Source organism: Streptomyces pacificus (assembly GCF_011766325.1).
In the GTDB taxonomy this organism is placed as follows: domain Bacteria; phylum Actinomycetota; class Actinomycetes; order Streptomycetales; family Streptomycetaceae; genus Streptomyces; species Streptomyces pacificus.
In genome coordinates this window covers 26,259-42,735 of the sequence record NZ_BLLG01000023.1, presented here as the reverse complement: position 1 = coordinate 42,735, position 16,477 = coordinate 26,259, and the positions used below count along the sequence as shown (strand labels likewise).

The window sequence follows — 16,477 nt, the reverse complement described above, 5'->3', positions numbered from 1 at the left end:
TCAGGAAAGGCGGACCGGCAGGGACCGGTGCCCGTGGGAGATGAACGACTCCACGGGCAGCAGTTCCTCCGGCGGTACGGCGAGCGTGAGTTCGGGGAAGCGGTCGAAGAGCGCGGGAATCGCGACCCTCGCCTCCAGGCGCCCGAGGGGGGCGCCGAGGCAGTGGTGCGCCCCGTAGCCGAAGGCCAGATGCTCCTTGTCGATCCGGGTGACGTCGAAGCGGTCGGCGTCCTTGCCGTGCCGCTCGGCAGCACGCCCCGCTGCGGCGTAGGCGGCGAGGATGGCCTCCCCCGCGTGGATCACCATGCCCCGCGGGCCGCCGAGTTCACCGAGCTCGATGTCCTCCACGGCGTACCGCAGCGGCAGATTGGCCACGGGTGCGTCCGCCCGCAGGCTCTCCTCGATGGCGTCGTCCCAGGTGGCGCTGCCCTCGCGGATGTGCGCGAGCTGGTCGGGGTGGGTGAGCAGGGCGTGCGCCGCATTGTCGATGAGGTTGACGGTGGTCTCGTGACCGGCACCGATCATGAGTACCAGGGTGTCGAGCAGCTCCTGCTCGCTCAGCCGGGCGCCGCCCTCCTCGTCTCGTGCACCGATGAGGCCGCTGGTCAGGTCGTCTCCGGGTGACTCCCGCTTGGCCGCGACGAGTTCCCCCAGCACCTGGTACAGACGGGCGTAGGTGGCGGTGACCTCGTCGGGCTCCGCGGAGGTGTGGAACAGGCCGTCCACGACCTCGCGCAGGTCGACCGCCTTGTCGCCCGGCAGGCCGAACAGTTCGCTGATCACCTGGATGGGCAGCGGGTAGCAGAACTCCTCGCGCAGATCGACCACCTCGCCCCGGCGCCCCACCTCGGCGACCCGGTCCAGCAGTTGCTCCGTGATCTGCTCGATGCGGGGGCGCAGCGCGGCCGTGCGCCGTGCGGTGAAGGCACGCGACACCAGACCGCGCAGCCGCCGGTGCTCCCCGCCGTAGGCGGTGAACATGTTCTGCACGGCGACCCAGGTGAACAGCGGCCAGTCCGGCGGGATCTCCCCGTTGATCCAGGCCGGCCAGTGCCTGCGCGGGTCCTTGGACACCCGTGCGTCGGTGAGCAGCCGCTTGAGGAGAGCGGGGCTGCTCACCGCGAACGCCTCCACGGAACCCGGGAGTTCGACCCGCACCACCGGGCCTCTCTCGCGCATCCGGGCGCCTTCGCCGTGGATGTCCCGCCCCGCGGGGTCCATCACGAACGGGCACTGGTCTGGCATCGGGCGCCTCCCCTGCTCGGCCTTCAGTACGTTCGGTGACGCTACTCCCCCGTAGGGCGGCCGGCCGAGGATACTCCCCATCGCCTGCGCACCGGGGCAAGGCCCTTGCGCGCAGCGGCAACTGGCCGGGGGGGCGGGCCCTTCGCACCGGCGCGGCCACGGGGCGGCACCGCGGCCACGCCTGCAGGCCGGCAAAGGCCCCGGTGGGCGTCCTCGTCCACCGGGACACGGCACGTCCGGGACGGCGGAACCGGACATCCGGACATCCGGACATTCGGACCGCCGGAGCCCGGCTCCGGGTACCGGGCGGGCGGAACCGGACCACCGGCGCCGGATGTCAGGCGATCGGCGCCGGGTAGGTCGGGTACTCCACCCCGGAGACATGCTGGACGACGCGGATCACCTGGCACGAGTAGCCGAACTCGTTGTCGTACCAGAGGTAGAGGATCGCGCTGTCGCCGTCGACCTTCGTGGCCCCGGCGTCGACGATCGACGCGTGGCGCGAGCCGATGAAGTCGTTGGAGACCGCGTCGGGTGCGGTGATGAAGTCGATCTGGCGCTTGAGCGGCGAGGTCAGCGACACCTTGCGGAGGTAGTCCAGCACGTCGTCGCGGGTGGTCTCGCGGCCGAGCCTGAGGCTGAGAATCGCGATCGAGACGTCCGGGACGGGGACGCGGATCGAGCTGCCGGTGATCGGCGCCTTGAGGTCGGGCAGCGCCTTGGCCACGGCGGAGGCGGCGCCGGTCTCGGTGATGACCATGTTGAGCGGCGCGGAGCGGCCGCGGCGGTCGGCCTTGTGGTAGTTGTCCAGCAGGTTCTGGTCGTTGGTGAACGAGTGGACGGTCTCCACGTGGCCGCGCAGCACGCCGTACTCGTCGGCCATGGCCTTCAGCGGCGGGACGATGGCGTTGGTGGTGCAGGATGCGCAGGACAGGATCTGCTCGTCCGGCTTGATCATGTCGTGGTTGACGCCGTGCACGATGTTCGGGACGTCGCCCTTGCCCGGCGCGGTCAGGACGACCTTCTCGATGCCGGGGCGCAGATGCGTCGACAGGCCCTCGCGGTCCCGCCACTTGCCCGTGTTGTCGATGAGGATGGCGTCCCTGATGCCGTAGGCGGTGTAGTCGACCTCCGACGGGTCGCCGGCGTAGATGACCTTGATCTCGTTGCCGTTGGCGACGATCGTGCTGTTCGCCTCGTCGACGGTGATGGTGCCCTGGAACTGGCCGTGGATCGAGTCCCGGCGCAGCAGCGAAGCGCGCTTGACGATGTCCTGGTCACCGCCCCGGCGGACGACGATGGCGCGCAGCCGCAGCCCGTTGCCGGAGCCGGCCTTCTCGATGAGCAGCCGGGCGACGAGCCGGCCGATGCGGCCGAAGCCGTAGAGCACTACGTCGCGCGGTTCACGGCGCTCGATCTTGTTGGCGCCGGTGGCACCCGCGACGGCCTCCGCGGTGAACTCCTCCACCGAGAGACCGCGGCCGTCCGTCCGGTGGGTGGCGGCGAGCATGCCGATGTCGATCTGGGAGGGTCCGAGATCGAGCGCGGCGAGGGCCTCCAGGAACGGCATCGTCTCGGTGACCGAGAGTTCCTCGCCGGCGATCTGGCGGGCGAACCGATGGGTCTTGAGGATGCTGACCACCGACTTGTTCACCAGGGAGCGGCTATGCAGCAGGACGGTGACGTCCCGCTCGCGGTGCAGCTTCCCGATGATCGGGATCATCGACTCCGCGATCTCCTCGCGATGCTTCCAGTTGGTGAACGAGTCCTCATTGACAGTCACAGATTTATCTTTCGAGCTAGGCGGTGCTCATATGCTAACCCGCCGGTCGTCCGGCCCCTCGGAGGGGCCCGGTCGGGTGCCCGGGGCCGCGGCCGTCCCGCCGCGACGGCTGGACGGCGGGACGGGAAGGCGCAGCGGGGGCCGGCGGGACCGGTGGCCGGGGCGAGCGGTCCGGGCAGAGCGCGCGGGCGCCGGGCGCCGCGTGCCGGTGAACCCTTCCGGCCCCGGCACTAAGCTGGGAAGCAGGGGCACGGGGCTGCACGGGAACCGTGCGGGCCCGGCAAGGCGAGCGGTGCCCGCCAAGATCGCGTCACCGACGGCTCGGGCAGGCCACCGGGCCGCGAACCAGGAGAGGCGCTCCGACCGGGACGCGAGGCCCTCCGCAGATCGGAGCTCCGGTGAGCGAGAAGACGATCATGAGCGACAGCATGGCGGATGCCGTCTACCAGCCCACCGGCTCCCACGAGGAGCAGGGGGACGCGGCCCATCTGGACCTCGAGGACGCCCTGGACGAGCCGGACTACGACCAGATACTCGACCAGGGCTACTCTCCGCCGGAGCGGCCGCTCGGCGTGAACAGGGTGGGGACGACGGCGGCCGAGCAGCGCGAGGGCGAGACGCTCGACCAGCGGCTCGCGGGGGAACTTCCCGATGTCGCGGCGGACGACTGGGACGGCATCGGAGACCTGCCCGGCGGGGAGGGCGAGCCGATCGACGACGAGGTCGGGAGCGTGCGGGCCGGGCGGCTGGTGGCACCCGACGAGGGTGCCCGCCCGGACACGGAGAAGCAGCTCCTCGCCAGCGATGTGGGCATCGACGCGGGTGCCGCCGGAGCCGAGGAGGCGGCGGTGCACATCGTCGTCGAGGAGGACCTCGGCGAGCCGCCGGGCACCGGGGGGTGACGGGAAGGCCGCCCGCCGGGGCACCCGCGGCGGGCGGAGGGGTGTGCCGTACGCGGAGCAGGGCAGGCGGGCGACCGGACGGCACACCCGCAACCGGGCACGCCCCCGCGCTACAGGAATCGCCGGATCGGGGCGACCGACGCCTCCCTGACCCGCTGGACGGCCGCACGCCGGTTCCAGCGGGCAGGGTCGATGTCCGCGCTGCGCTCGCTGTCCTCGTCGAAGTGCGCGTCGAGCGCCGCGGTGAAGGACTCGTCGAGGACGGCGAGCATGATCTCCTCGTCGTGGTCCATCGAGCGCCGGTTGAAGTTGCTGGACCCGATGAGGGACGCCACCGAGTCCACTGTGATGATCTTGGCGTGCATCATGGTGGGCTGGTACTGCCGGATGCTCACACCCGCGTCGAGCAGCGTCGCGTAGTGGTGCTGTCCCGCCAGCAGGCAGACCCGCTTGTCGGTGTGCGGGCCGGGCAGCAGGATCTCCACCCGCACGCCGCGGCGCGCGGTCCGGCACAGCAGGTCGACGAAGAACGCGTCGGGCGCGAAGTAGGCGGTCGCCAGGCGGAAGCGCCGCTCGGCGGAGGTCAGCATGACCCGGATCAGCGTCTGCATGTCCTGCCATCCGATGTTCGCTGAGCCGCGGACCACCTGCACCACGGAGTCGCCGCACCGGGGCTGCTCGGCGAACCGGTCGTGCTCGTCGTACAGCTCGTCATGGCACTCGGCCCAGTTCTGGGCGAACGCCGCCGCGACCCCGTCCACCGCGGGGCCCCGGACCCGGACATGGGTGTCGCGCCACTCCCCCGGGTCGCGGGCGTCTCCGCACCACTCCTGGGCGATGCCCACGCCGCCGGTGAAGGCGATGCGCTCGTCCACGACCAGGGCTTTGCGGTGGCAGCGGTGGTTCTGCTTGAAGGGGGACAGCCACACGGGCTTGCGGAACCAGGCGATCTGCACGCCCGCGCCGTCCATGGCGTCCAGGAGGTCCTGTTCGATCTCCTTCGCCCCGAAGCCGTCGAGCAGCAGCCGTACCCGTACGCCGGCACGTGCCCGGTCGGCGAGTGCGCCCGCGAAGTCGCGGGCGATCTGCCCGCGCCAGTAGACGAACGTCATCAGGTCGACGGTGCGCTCCGCCGACCGGATCGCGTCCAGCATGGCGGGGAAGATCTCGTCCCCGTTGCGCAGTGGCACCAGCTCGTTGCCCTCGGTCGCCGGCACACCGATCAGTCGCTCGAGTCTGCGGCGCAGCCGCTGCGCCGCGGCTGTCGCGGAAGCCGGCGCCGGAGGGGTCGCCGACGCCGGGCGTGCGGACGCGGCCGGGCCTGCGGACGCGGTGTGACCGGTGGCCGGAGCCGCGGCTCCGGCCGGGTCGGCGGCCGGACGTACGGCGTCATCGGGGGTCACGGCGTCTCCTGGCGGCGGGATTCGGCGGAGCGTCGCCGCCTCCGGCCCGCAGGCGGCGAACCGCGGGCAGGTCCGCAGCGGGTTCGGCGGCGCGGTGGCGAACGGCGCGGCGCGGTGCGGTGCGGTGCGCTGCCGAACAGTCTAGATCGCACGGCAGCGAAGGGCAGGCCCGGCCCCCGGCCGCGGGATTCGCGCCCATCACCCCGGCCCGGGCGCGGCCCGATCGGCCGGGCGGTGGGGGCAGCAGTTCGCTCGCCTCCGGCTATTGACTCTTTGTGCAGCAGTCGCGACCCTCATCGCACCGCTTGTACTGGTCATGACATAAGTGGGGGATCTCCGGGAAGGTCCCCGCCCCGGACGGACCCGGCCCCCTCCCGCTCGGCGAAGGCTTGGATGATGACGATGACACGGCGCTCGCGCCGCCGCCGCGGCCCCCTCGCGGTGGCGGCACTGCTCCTCACCGCGCTGGCCCTGGTGCTCGGCACCGCTCCCGGGTCCTCCGCGGAGTCCGGGTGGTGGGTCCCCGACGCCCGGCCCGTACCCGACTCCCGGATCGACGTCTCGGGCGAGCCCTTCCAGGGCACCGGCCCGGACGGAAAGGTGCGCGGCTTTGTGGACGCGCACAACCACATCATGTCGAACGAGGCGTTCGGCGGACGGCTCATCTGCGGAAGGGCCTTCTCCGAGCAGGGCATCGCCGATGCCCTCAAGGACTGCCCGGAGCACTACCCCGACGGCTCCCTCGCGGTGTTCGACTTCATCACCAAGGGCGGCGACGGACGCCACGACCCCGACGGCTGGCCGACGTTCAAGGACTGGCCGGCCCATGACTCGGTCACCCACCAGCAGAACTACTACGCCTGGATCGAGCGGGCCTGGCGCGGCGGGCAGCGCGTCCTCGTCAACGACCTGGTCACCAACGGTGTCATCTGCTCGGTGTACTTCTTCAAGGACCGGGGCTGCGACGAGATGACCTCCATCCGCCTGCAGGCGCGCAAGACGTACGCGATGCAGGCGTACATCGACGGGATCTACGGCGGACCCGGCAAGGGCTTCTTCCGGATCGTCACCGACTCCGCGCAGGCCCGGCAGGTGATCGAGCAGGGCAGACTGGCCGTGGTCCTCGGCGTGGAGACCTCCGAGCCGTTCGGCTGCAGGCAGATCCTGGACATCCCGCAGTGCGGGAAGGACGACATCGACCGCGGTCTCGACGAACTCCACGAACTCGGTGTGCGGAGCATGTTCCTCTGCCACAAGTTCGACAACGCGCTGTGCGGGGTCCGTTTCGACTCGGGCACGCAGGGCACCGCGATCAACGTCGGCCAGTTCCTGTCCACCGGCACCTTCTGGAAGACGGAGAAGTGCACCGGGCCGCAGCGCGACAACCCCATCGGCCTCGCCGCCGCCCCCGCCGCCGAGAAGGAGCTCCCTTCGGGCGTGAAGGTCCCGTCGTACGCCGCGGACGCGCAGTGCAACACCCGGGGGCTCACCGAACTGGGCGAGTACGCCCTGCGCGGCATGATGGAGCGCAAGATGATGCTCGAGATCGACCATATGAGCGTCAAGGCCGCCGGCCGGGCCTTCGACATCCTGGAGGCCGCGTCGTACCCCGGCGTGATCTCCTCGCACAGCTGGATGGACATGGACTGGACCGAGCGGGTGTACCGGCTCGGCGGGTTCGTCGCCCAGTACATGCACGGCTCCGAGCGCTTCAGCGACGAGGCCGAGCGCACGGACGCACTGCGCGAGAAGTACGGCGTCGGATACGGCTACGGCAGCGACATGAACGGGGTCGGCGGCTGGCCGGGGCCGCGGGGCGCCGACACCCCCGACCCGGTGCGCTACCCCTTCCGCAGCGCAGACGGCGGTTCCGTCCTCGACCGGCAGACCACCGGCGAGCGCACCTGGGACATCAACACCGACGGCGCCGCGCACTACGGCCTGATCCCCGACTGGCTGGAGGACATCAGGATCGTCGGCGGACAGGGCGTGGTGGACGACCTCTTCAAGGGCGCCGAGTCCTACCTCGGCACCTGGGGTGCGTCCGAGCGGCACCGGGCCGGGGTGAACCTCGCCGCGGGCGCGGCGGCCTCCGCCAGTTCATCGGAGTGGAGCCTGTTCACGAGCTACGCTCCCGGCAGGGCCGTCGACGGGAAGGCGCATACGCGCTGGGCGAGCGGCTGGAGCGACAGCCAGTGGCTCCGGATCGATCTCGGCGCACCGTCCCTGGTCGCACGGGTCACCCTGGAGTGGGAGCGCGCCTATGCGAAGGCCTACCGCGTCGAGGTGTCGTCGGACGGCACGAACTGGCGTCAAGTGTGGTCCACGACGGCCGGTGACGGCGGCCTGGACACGGCCCGGTTCGACGGGACGACGGCCCGCCATGTGCGGATCCAGGGACTGGAACGCGGCACCACGTGGGGTTACTCCCTGTACGAGGTCGGCGTCTACGGCAGCTGAGCCGCCCCGGAGCGGGCCGGTGGCCGGGGCCGGCCGGAGCGGCTGATCCGGCCGGCCCCGGTTCCGGGGCGGTGTGCGGACCGCGCCGGAACCGCGGAACGCCGAGCCGCCCGGGCGGGGGCACAGCCCGAAGCGGCGTTCGGCCGGGGCGGCCGCCGGGGCCCGGCTGCCGCTCCGGGGTACGCTCGCGCGCCCGCGGCTACGCGAACCGCGCGGTGTCGCCGGCGCCCCGGCGGACGATCTCCGGTTCACCACCGGAGAAGTCGATGACGGTGGTCGGCTCGGTCCCGCAGTCGCCCGAGTCGACCACGGCGTCCACCACGTGGTCGAGCCGCTCCTTGATCTCCCAGCCCTGGGTCATGGGCTCGTCCTCGCCGGGCAGGAGAAGGGTGCTGGAGAGCAGCGGTTCGCCGAGTTCCTCGACCAGTGCCTGCGCGACGACATGGTCGGGGATGCGCACGCCCACCGTCTTCTTCCTGGGGTGCAGCAGCCGGCGCGGGACCTCCCTGGTCGCCGGCAGGATGAACGTGTAGCTGCCCGGGGTGGCCGCCTTGACCGCGCGGAAGACGTCCTTGTCGACGTGCACGAACTGGCCGAGCTGGGCGAAGTCCCGGCACACGAGCGTGAAGTGGTGCCGGTCGTCGAGGTTGCGGATCGAGCGGATCCGGTCGATGCCGTCCCGGCTGCCGAGGCGGCAGCCCAGAGCGAAACAGGAGTCCGTCGGGTACACGACCAGCCCGTCGGACCGAAGAGTGTCGGCCACGGTGCTGACAGTGCGGCGCTGCGGGTTGTCGGGATGGACATCGAAGTACTTCGCCATCCGGCGAGTGTAGGTGATCAGGGCTGTCCCGGGCCGGGCGGAGACGGCCCGGGCAGATCCCGGGCGGGGACGGTGGGGACGGCACGGCGGCGCAGACGGCCGGCGCAGGGGGACGGCGCAGGGGGGACGGCACAGGGGGGGACGGGCCGGGTTCCGGGTCATCGCGAACGGGGAGGCGTACGCGCGGGCCTGCCGGGCATGCCGGGTGGGGGGCGCCCACCGGCAGGTGAGCGCGGGGGGCAACCGGACGAACGGATACCGACGAGCGATCATGGCGCCTACCCTGATCGCACCCGACCGATGCCAAGGAGTGGACGGATGCCGAACGAGCGCGCGGGACAGCCGGCGCGGCCGGAGGACCTGATCGACGTACCCCGGCTGGTGACGGCGTACTACGCCCTGCACCCCGATCCGGCGGACCCCGGCCAGCGGGTCGCCTTCGGCACCTCGGGACACCGCGGATCATCCCTGGCCACGGCCTTCAACGAGGACCACATCGCCGCGACCAGCCAGGCGATCTGCGAGTACCGGAGCGGGCAGGGCGTCGGCGGACCGCTCTTCCTCGGTGCCGACACCCATGCGCTGTCGGAACCCGCGAAGGTGACGGCGGTGGAGGTGTTCGCCGCCAACGGGGTCACCGTGCTGATCGACGAGGCCGACGGCTACACCCCCACGCCGGCCGTCTCGCACGCCGTCCTGGCCCACAACCGCGGTCGCGGCTCCGGCCTGGCCGACGGCGTGGTGGTCACGCCCTCGCACAACCCGCCGTCGGACGGGGGCTTCAAGTACAACCCGCCGAACGGCGGGCCCGCCGGCTCGGAGGCGACCGGCTGGATCGAGGAGCGCGCCAACGAGATCATCACCGGCGGGCTGAAGGACGTACGGAGGATCCCCTGGGCGCGGGCGCTCGCCGCCGCGACGACCGGCCGGTACGACTTCCTGGGCTCGTATGTGTCCGACCTGCCGTCGGTGCTCGACCTCGACGCGGTGCGCGCCGCCGGTGTGCGCATCGGGGCCGATCCGCTCGGCGGGGCGTCCGTCGCGTACTGGGGCCGGATCGCCGAGCAGCACCGCCTCGATCTGACCGTCGTCAACCCGCTCACCGACCCGGCCTGGCGGTTTATGACGCTGGACTGGGACGGCAGGATCCGGATGGACTGCTCCTCCCCGCACGCGATGGCGTCGCTGATCGGGCAGCGCGAGCTGTTCCAGGTCGCCACGGGCAACGACGCGGACGCCGACCGGCACGGCATCGTCACCCCGGACGGCGGGCTCATGAACCCCAACCACTACCTGTCCGCCGCGATCTCCTATCTCTTCCGCCATCGCCCCCGGTGGCCGGCCGGAGCGGCGGTCGGCAAGACGCTGGTGTCGTCCGGCATGATCGACCGGGTGGCCGCCGACCTGGACCGCGAGATCCGCGAAGTGCCGGTCGGCTTCAAGTGGTTCGTGGACGGACTGCTGGACGGCTCGCTCGGTTTCGGCGGCGAGGAGTCCGCCGGCGCCTCGTTCCTCCGCAGGGACGGCTCGGTGTGGACGACCGACAAGGACGGCATCGTCCTCGCCCTGCTCGCGTCCGAGATGCTGGCCGTGACGGGGGTCTCGCCGAGCCGCCACTACGCCTCGCTCACCGAGCGGTTCGGCGCACCGGCCTACGCCCGGGTCGATGCTCCGGCCACCCGTGAGGAGAAGGCCGTGCTGAGCCGGCTCTCTCCCGGGCAGGTGTCCGCAGACACCCTGGCCGGTGAGCCGATCACCGCCGTGCTCACCCATGCGCCGGGCAACGGCGCACCCATCGGGGGCATCAAGGTGACCACGGCCAACGCCTGGTTCGCGGCGCGTCCCTCGGGCACGGAGGACGTCTACAAGGTGTACGCCGAGTCGTTCCTCGGGTCCGGGCATCTGGCCCGGGTGCAGGAGGAGGCGCGGTCCGTGGTGGCAGCGGCCCTGCACGGCTGAGCCCGGACCGGGCAGCACCCGCCCGCCGCGAGGCGGGCCGGCGGCACCCTGCCGCCCGCGCCGCGCGGGTGCCCCGGTGCGGGCGGTCCGGCGCCGTGCTGCCGCCGCCCCCAGGCGGGCGCCCCGGGCAGACGTGCGCCCGGCACGGGCGGGGGCGGTCGCGGCGCGTGCGGCCGCAGCGAGGGCGGCGGCCATCGGCCCTTCGGCCCACGGAGCGGCGGCGGAGCCGCCCCGCCGCCCCGCCGGGCCACCGGGCCACCGGGCCACCGGCGCCCCGATCGGCGGTACGGCCGTTGGGCCGTTGGGCGCCTTTCGCACGACCTCGCGTGGGGCAGTCGGCCGATCCGTGTGGCGGCCGCTGCCCGAGCGGGGAACCCGACCCGGTTCACGGGGTCCCGGAACACTCTCGCCTTCCCCATGTCCGGGCCCGGGTGTCACTCACCCGCATGGACTAATCACGGAGCGGTACCCCCTGCGTCCATTGGGGTGTCCGCCATTCGGAGTTGCAGCCCCCCAGGGGCCATGAGTCCTTGGAAAGCGTGTCCCGTCGGTTCTCACCATCAGGAGGAGACATGGGCACTGTGCAGAACGGCCGGCAGAACGACAGGCTGTCCGTGGTCTTCGCGGTCCGGGTCGTCGAGGGCGGCGAAGAGGGGTTCCTGGAGATGTACGACAAGCTCCGGAAGTCCGTCGCCGGCACGCCCGGCCACATCGTCGAGCGGCTCGGTCAGCCCGTCGACGACTCCCGCCAGTGGGTGATCACCAGCGAGTGGGAGACTCCCGAACACTTCTTCGCCTGGCAGCAGAGCGACGACCACCGTGCCCTGGTGGCCCCGCTCCGCGAGTGGGTCGACTCGACGCAGTCCCTGAGGTTCCGCGTCGTCATGGAGACCGTGAAGGAGACGTCATGACCTACACCACGAACGGCCCCGTCGCCGTCCTCGGTCTCGGCACCATGGGCGGCGGCCTGGCCTCACGCCTCCTGAGTCAAGGCATACAGGTGCGGGTGTGGAACCGCACCCCGGAGCGCGCCGAGCCGCTCGCCAGAGCGGGCGCCTTCGCCGCGTCCCGCCCGAGCGAGGCGGTCGACGGCACGAGCGCCGCCATCTGCACCGTCGCCGACGGCGAGGCCCTGCGGGCCGTGCTGCGCGGCCCGGACGGGATCCTGGCCCGGGGCGGCTACCCCGGCGCCCTGATCTGCGCCAGCACCGTCGCGCCCGACGAGGTCGTCCGCCTCACCGGCGACGCGCCCGCCGTCCTGGACGTCGGCATGCTCGGCAACCGCGACCACGCCCGCGACGGCGAACTGCGCCTGTTCGTGGGCGGCGAGGAGCGGGTCTTCGCCACCGGCCGGCCGCTGCTGGAGATGCTGGCCAAGGAGGTCGTCCATCTGGGCGCACTCGGTTCCGGCATGCGGATGAAGCTGCTCCTCAACCTGCTGATGGGCATAGAGGTGCAGGCGATGGCCGAGGCGGCAGAGCTGGCGGCCGCCTTCGGACTCGACCGGAGGCAGGTCCTGCGCACCATAGCGGGCAGCGGCTTCGCGTCACCGGTCATGTCGTTCAAGTCCCGCCGCCTCGCCTCGGGGCGCTTCGAGGAGCCGGACTTCCGGCTGCGGCTGATGGCCAAGGACCTCATGCTCGCAACGGAGCAGGCCGAAGCCACCGGCCTGAGCCTGCCGCTCACCGCGGCGGCCGCGGAGACCCATGTCAGCGCCACCGGGCAGGGCTTCGGTGACGAGGACTGCGCCGCGGTCACCCGCGCCCTCACACGGAAACCGGGAACCGACAAATGATCATCGACATCCACGGGCACCTGTCCCCGCCGGAGGCGGCCGAACGCTTCCCCATGCCCCCCAGCCTGACCGATGTGGACGGCATGCTCGCCGCCCGCGCCCAGGCCGGAATCGACCTCACCATCATCGGCAGCCCCGTCGGCGCCGGGGCGATGGCGCGGGTTCCGGGCGTGGACAACTACAGGCAACCGCGCGACCGGCTGCGTGGCTTCCACGCGTGGATGTCGGGCCTGATCACCAAGTTCCCGGACCAGTTGCGCGGGTACGTGTACGCGAACCCGTTCGGGGACGACGACCATCTGGAAGGGGTACGGGAGACACTGGCGGACCCCGCCTTCGTCGGCCTGATCACCACTTCCAGCGTGCACGGCGAGCTGCTCGGCTCGCCGCGGGCGGACTCCTTCTTCGCGCTGGCCGCCGAGGCGGGAGTGCCCGTCATGGTGCACGCGCCGGCCGAACCGATCGGCACGGAGCGGGTGGAGAACATCGCCTTCGTCGAGCAGATCGGCCGCTTCGGCGACGTCACCATGGGCATGGCCATGATCGCTTTCGCGGGGTGGCTTGACAAGTACCCCGGACTGCGGCTGATCGGCGCGACCGGCGGCGGGGCCATGGCCCTGCTGCCGGAGCGCCTCCAGATGGCGGCGCGCCCCCGGCACTGGGGCGGGGGCGCGCCGCCCGCCGCCCCGCCGCCCGCCGGCCCGCCGGATGCCGGACGGCGGGGGGCCGGAGAGACCAGGACCGGAGAGACCGCGGGACGGCCTCCCTCCGGGCGGCCTCCGGCGGGGGGCCCGGAGCCGGCCGTCCAGGCGTCGCCCGACCCGGGCGCCGCGCTGCGCCGCATGTACGTCGACACCAGCCCGTTCAGCCCCGCCCATCTGGCCCTCAACACGGAGGTGCTCGGGCCCGGACGGATGCTCTTCGGCACCGACTCGCCGCCGCTCTCGGTGCCCCTCGAGGACCTCATCCGCATGATCGAGAAGCTGCCCGTCGACAGGGCGGCCCAGCAGCGCATCCTCGGTGGCAACGCCGAGGCCCTCTTCGACCTCAGGAGCCGTCCGTGACCACGACGCACGACCCCGTCGCCGCAGCCGAGCGGTGCACCGCGGAGTTCCGCCGCAACCCCCACCCGGTGTACGCGCATCTGCGGGACACCGCTCCCGTCTGCCCGATGACACCCCCGCACGGCATCGAGACCTACCTGATCACCCGGTACGAGGACGCCCGCGCCGCGCTCTCGGACCCCCGGCTGAGCAAGGACATGTACGGGGCCATGGACGCGTACCGGAGGATCTTCGGCGACTCGTCGGTGGCGCTGGACGACAACATGCTCAACTCCGACCCGCCCAAGCACACCCGGCTGCGCACACTCGTCAACTCCGCGTTTACCCCGCGCCGGGTCGAGGCCCTCCGGCCGAAGATCGAGGACATCGTGGACCGGCTCCTGGACGCGTGCCCGACCGGGGAACCGTTCGACCTGCTGCCGGCGTTCGCCTTCCCGGTGCCGATCACGGTGATCTGCGAACTGCTCGGGGTACCCCCCGAGGAGCGGCCGCTGATGCAGGAGCTGTCCACGACGGTGGCGCAGACGGGCTTCGGCGAGGAGTTCAAGCGGGCCCAGCAGCAGGCGGAGGAGGACCTCCACGCCTACTTCACCGAGCTGATCGCCCGCAAGCGCGACCGGCCGGGCGACGACCTGCTCAGCGCGCTCGCCGCGACCAGGGACCGGGAGGGCGGGCTGACCGGCGGCGAACTGGTCTCCACGGCCTTCCTGCTGATGTTCGCGGGCCACAAGACGACCGCCTACCTGATCGGCAACGCCGTGCACCACTTCCTGGCCGACCCCGGGCAGCTCAGCGCCGTGCGGGAGGACCCGGAGCTGATCGGCCCGGCGGTGGAGGAACTGGTCCGCTTCGACGGCTCGGTCGAGAGCGCCACCTTCCGGTACGCGACCGAGGACATGGAGATCGGCGGCACCCGGATCCCGAAGGGCGCGCTGGTGCAGATCTCGCTGCTGTCCGCCAACCGCGACCCGCTGAAGTTCGAGCACCCGGACGTGTTCGACGTGCGGCGCCAGGGCACCGCCGCCCACATCGGCTTCGGGCACGGCGGTCACTACTGCCTGGGGGCGCCGCTGGCCCGGCTGGAGACCCAGCTCGCGCTCAGCGGTCTGTTCACCCGGTTCCCGAGGATCGCGCCGGCCGATCCGCGGGCGGAGCCGACGTGGATGGAGGTGCCGTTCCCGGCCTTCCGCGGCCTCACCGAGCTGCCGGTCGTGCTCGAACCCGCCGCCGCCTGACCGGCGGCGTCCCGGACGCCGCGGTGCGGGCCCGTACCCCGAGCCGGTCTCGCACCGCGGCCCGTGCGGCCGGGGCGAACGCTGCAGCCGGATGCGGTGCAACGCCCTCGCAACGTCCGGGGTGGTTGGCTGGGCCGCCGACGGCGGCCCCTGAGGGAAGGGCCGCGGGCGAGGAAGGGGCGGCACGTGTATCTGCGTCATACGGAGCACCGAACGAGCGGGCGGGCGGCGCGGGCCTCGGACTCGGCGTCATGAGCGGGGGGACGGAAGCCACCGCACCCGTGGAGCTCACCCCGGCGGCGGCCGGCCTGGTGCGGCGGCTGACCGGAGCCCACGGGCCCCTGATGTTCCACCAGTCGGGAGGCTGCTGCGACGGCAGCGCCCCCATGTGCTACCCGGCGGGCGAGTTCCGCACCGGCGGCTCGGACGTGCTGCTGGCGGAACTCGCCGTCGAGGGCGTCGACGCGCCGGTGCCGTTCTGGATGTCGGCGAGCCAGTACGAGACATGGCGCCACACGCGTCTGATCGTCGACGTGGTCGAGGGGCGCGGCAGCGGGTTCTCGCTGGAGGCTCCCGAGGGCGTGCGGTTCCTGATCCGGTCCCGGGTGCTCGGTACCTGAGTCCGTGCCGGAACGCCCCGGTGCAAGGACGGGACGGGGACGGATACGGATACGGGCACGGTCGGCGCGACGGTGCACGGACTCCGGGTCCGGGACCCGGGACCGGGGACCGGGGACCGGGGACCGGTCCATCCCTGCGGGCGTCGGATCCCGTCCAGGGGCGGAAAACCGCATCACCGCGCGGGACCGAGCGGCGATCGCTAGCGTGGCTGGGGAGGAGAGCCTCCGAACCATGTAATTCCGCACGGAAGAGAGTCACCGTCATGGCAGACGCATCCGAAGGCACACCGATCTGGGCCGACGCGATGTTCCCGGACCTGGAGGGGGCCAAGGCCTTCTACGGCGAGGTCCTGGGCTGGACGTTCGGGGAGTCGTCGCCCGAGTACGGCGGCTACACGCGGGCGTTCGCGGACGGCAAGGCCGTCGCCGCGGTGGTCCCGCCCGCGCCCGGGCAGGAGGGGCCCTCCCGATGGTGCCTCTATCTGGCGTCCCCGGACGCCGCCGCCACCGCCGGGCGGATCCGGGAGAACGGCGGCACAGTGCTCCTGGAGCCGACGCAGGTGGGCGAGTTGGGGACGATGTGCCTCGCGCGGGACCCGGGCGGTGTCTTCTTCGGCGTCTGGCAGGGGGGTACGTACAAGGGCTTCGAGGCGACGAACGTCCCCGGCTCCTTCTGCTGGGCGGAGGTCGTCACACGTGAGCCCGGGAAAGCGGACGCGTTCTTCCCGGCGGTCTTCGGCTACGGCGTGAAGGCCCTGGTGGACCCGGAGGGCGACTTCAAGGTGTTCGACCTGGGGCGGGGGCCCGTCCTGGGCCGGATGGAGACCACGGACGACTCCCCGCCCGAGGTGCCGTCCTACGTCCAGGTCTACTGGACGGTCGCGGACTGCGACGCCGCGGTCGCAGCGGTCCGGAGACGGGGCGGCAGGCTGGTGTTCGGGCCGATGACGACCCCCTTCGGCCGGTTCGCGGCCGTGGTCGACCCGCAGGGCGCGCCGTTCGCCGTCATCGACACCGCCACGACCGAGGGCGAGATGCCGAGCTTCACCTGACGGGGCGCGCGGATGCCCGGGCCGCCTCCGGCCGGCCCCGGGCAGGTGCCCGCCCGCGCCCGGAGCCCCGGAGCTCGCCACCGCCCGCCGCGGGTGCCCGGCTCGGCGGGGCGCCCGTCGCCGGACGGGAGTGCCGGGC

Annotated in this window: 13 protein-coding genes; 9 read left to right on the top strand and 4 right to left on the bottom strand. The window is 72.4% G+C overall.

The window, feature by feature from the left end:
* Both SCWH03_RS25700 and SCWH03_RS25695 read right to left on the bottom strand, forming a co-directional pair.
* Positions 1–1,245, bottom strand: coding sequence for a cytochrome P450 family protein (locus SCWH03_RS25700; RefSeq protein ID WP_254077020.1), 1,245 nt, complete (start codon positions 1,243–1,245; stop codon positions 1–3).
* A gap of 337 nt (positions 1,246–1,582) precedes the next feature.
* Positions 1,583–3,028: a glyceraldehyde-3-phosphate dehydrogenase gene (locus SCWH03_RS25695; RefSeq protein WP_173266883.1), complete on the bottom strand. Its 1,446-nt coding sequence runs from the start codon at positions 3,026–3,028 to the stop codon at positions 1,583–1,585.
* A gap of 416 nt (positions 3,029–3,444) precedes the next feature.
* Between SCWH03_RS25695 and SCWH03_RS25690 the strand changes: the two genes are divergently transcribed.
* A complete protein-coding gene (locus SCWH03_RS25690; RefSeq protein WP_173266882.1) occupies positions 3,445–3,930 on the top strand; it encodes a DUF5709 domain-containing protein in 486 nt (161 codons plus the stop codon).
* A 110-nt stretch (positions 3,931–4,040) separates the two neighbouring features.
* Here the strand turns inward: SCWH03_RS25690 and SCWH03_RS25685 are convergent, their stop codons facing one another.
* Positions 4,041–5,177 carry a phospholipase D-like domain-containing protein gene (locus SCWH03_RS25685; protein ID WP_173266933.1) on the bottom strand — a complete coding sequence of 379 codons (1,137 nt, stop codon included), beginning with the start codon at positions 5,175–5,177 and terminating at the stop codon, positions 4,041–4,043.
* 558 nt (positions 5,178–5,735) lie between these two features.
* Here SCWH03_RS25685 and SCWH03_RS25680 point away from each other — a divergent pair.
* Positions 5,736–7,793 carry a discoidin domain-containing protein gene (locus tag SCWH03_RS25680; RefSeq protein WP_371872779.1) on the top strand — a complete coding sequence of 686 codons (2,058 nt, stop codon included), beginning with the start codon at positions 5,736–5,738 and terminating at the stop codon, positions 7,791–7,793.
* Between the two features lie 199 nt (positions 7,794–7,992).
* Here the strand turns inward: SCWH03_RS25680 and SCWH03_RS25675 are convergent, their stop codons facing one another.
* A complete protein-coding gene (locus SCWH03_RS25675; RefSeq protein ID WP_173266881.1) occupies positions 7,993–8,613 on the bottom strand; it encodes an L-threonylcarbamoyladenylate synthase in 621 nt (206 codons plus the stop codon).
* A gap of 318 nt (positions 8,614–8,931) precedes the next feature.
* Between SCWH03_RS25675 and pgm the strand changes: the two genes are divergently transcribed.
* The 7 genes from pgm to SCWH03_RS25640 all read left to right on the top strand — a co-directional run bounded on the left by pgm (position 8,932) and on the right by SCWH03_RS25640 (position 16,338).
* The gene (gene pgm, locus SCWH03_RS25670) at positions 8,932–10,572 is read left to right on the top strand and encodes a phosphoglucomutase (alpha-D-glucose-1,6-bisphosphate-dependent) (protein WP_173266880.1); all 1,641 of its coding nucleotides are present in this window, start codon (positions 8,932–8,934) and stop codon (positions 10,570–10,572) included.
* 572 nt (positions 10,573–11,144) lie between these two features.
* Entirely contained in the window at positions 11,145–11,483 is a 339-nt protein-coding gene (locus SCWH03_RS25665) for an antibiotic biosynthesis monooxygenase family protein (protein WP_173266879.1), read from the top strand.
* Complete coding sequence (locus tag SCWH03_RS25660; protein ID WP_173266878.1) at positions 11,480–12,367, top strand: NAD(P)-dependent oxidoreductase; 888 nt, start codon at positions 11,480–11,482, stop codon at positions 12,365–12,367. Before SCWH03_RS25665 ends, SCWH03_RS25660 begins: the two co-directional genes overlap by 4 nt.
* Complete coding sequence (locus SCWH03_RS25655; RefSeq protein WP_173266876.1) at positions 12,364–13,431, top strand: amidohydrolase family protein; 1,068 nt, start codon at positions 12,364–12,366, stop codon at positions 13,429–13,431. The genes SCWH03_RS25660 and SCWH03_RS25655 overlap by 4 nt, the downstream gene beginning before the upstream one ends.
* A complete protein-coding gene (locus SCWH03_RS25650) occupies positions 13,428–14,666 on the top strand; it encodes a cytochrome P450 family protein (protein ID WP_173266874.1) in 1,239 nt (412 codons plus the stop codon). Before SCWH03_RS25655 ends, SCWH03_RS25650 begins: the two co-directional genes overlap by 4 nt.
* A 251-nt stretch (positions 14,667–14,917) precedes the next feature.
* Complete coding sequence (locus tag SCWH03_RS25645; RefSeq protein ID WP_173266872.1) at positions 14,918–15,286, top strand: DUF779 domain-containing protein; 369 nt, start codon at positions 14,918–14,920, stop codon at positions 15,284–15,286.
* 263 nt (positions 15,287–15,549) lie between these two features.
* The gene (locus SCWH03_RS25640; RefSeq protein WP_173266870.1) at positions 15,550–16,338 is read left to right on the top strand and encodes a VOC family protein; all 789 of its coding nucleotides are present in this window, start codon (positions 15,550–15,552) and stop codon (positions 16,336–16,338) included.
* The last annotated feature ends 139 nt before the right edge of the window (positions 16,339–16,477 follow it).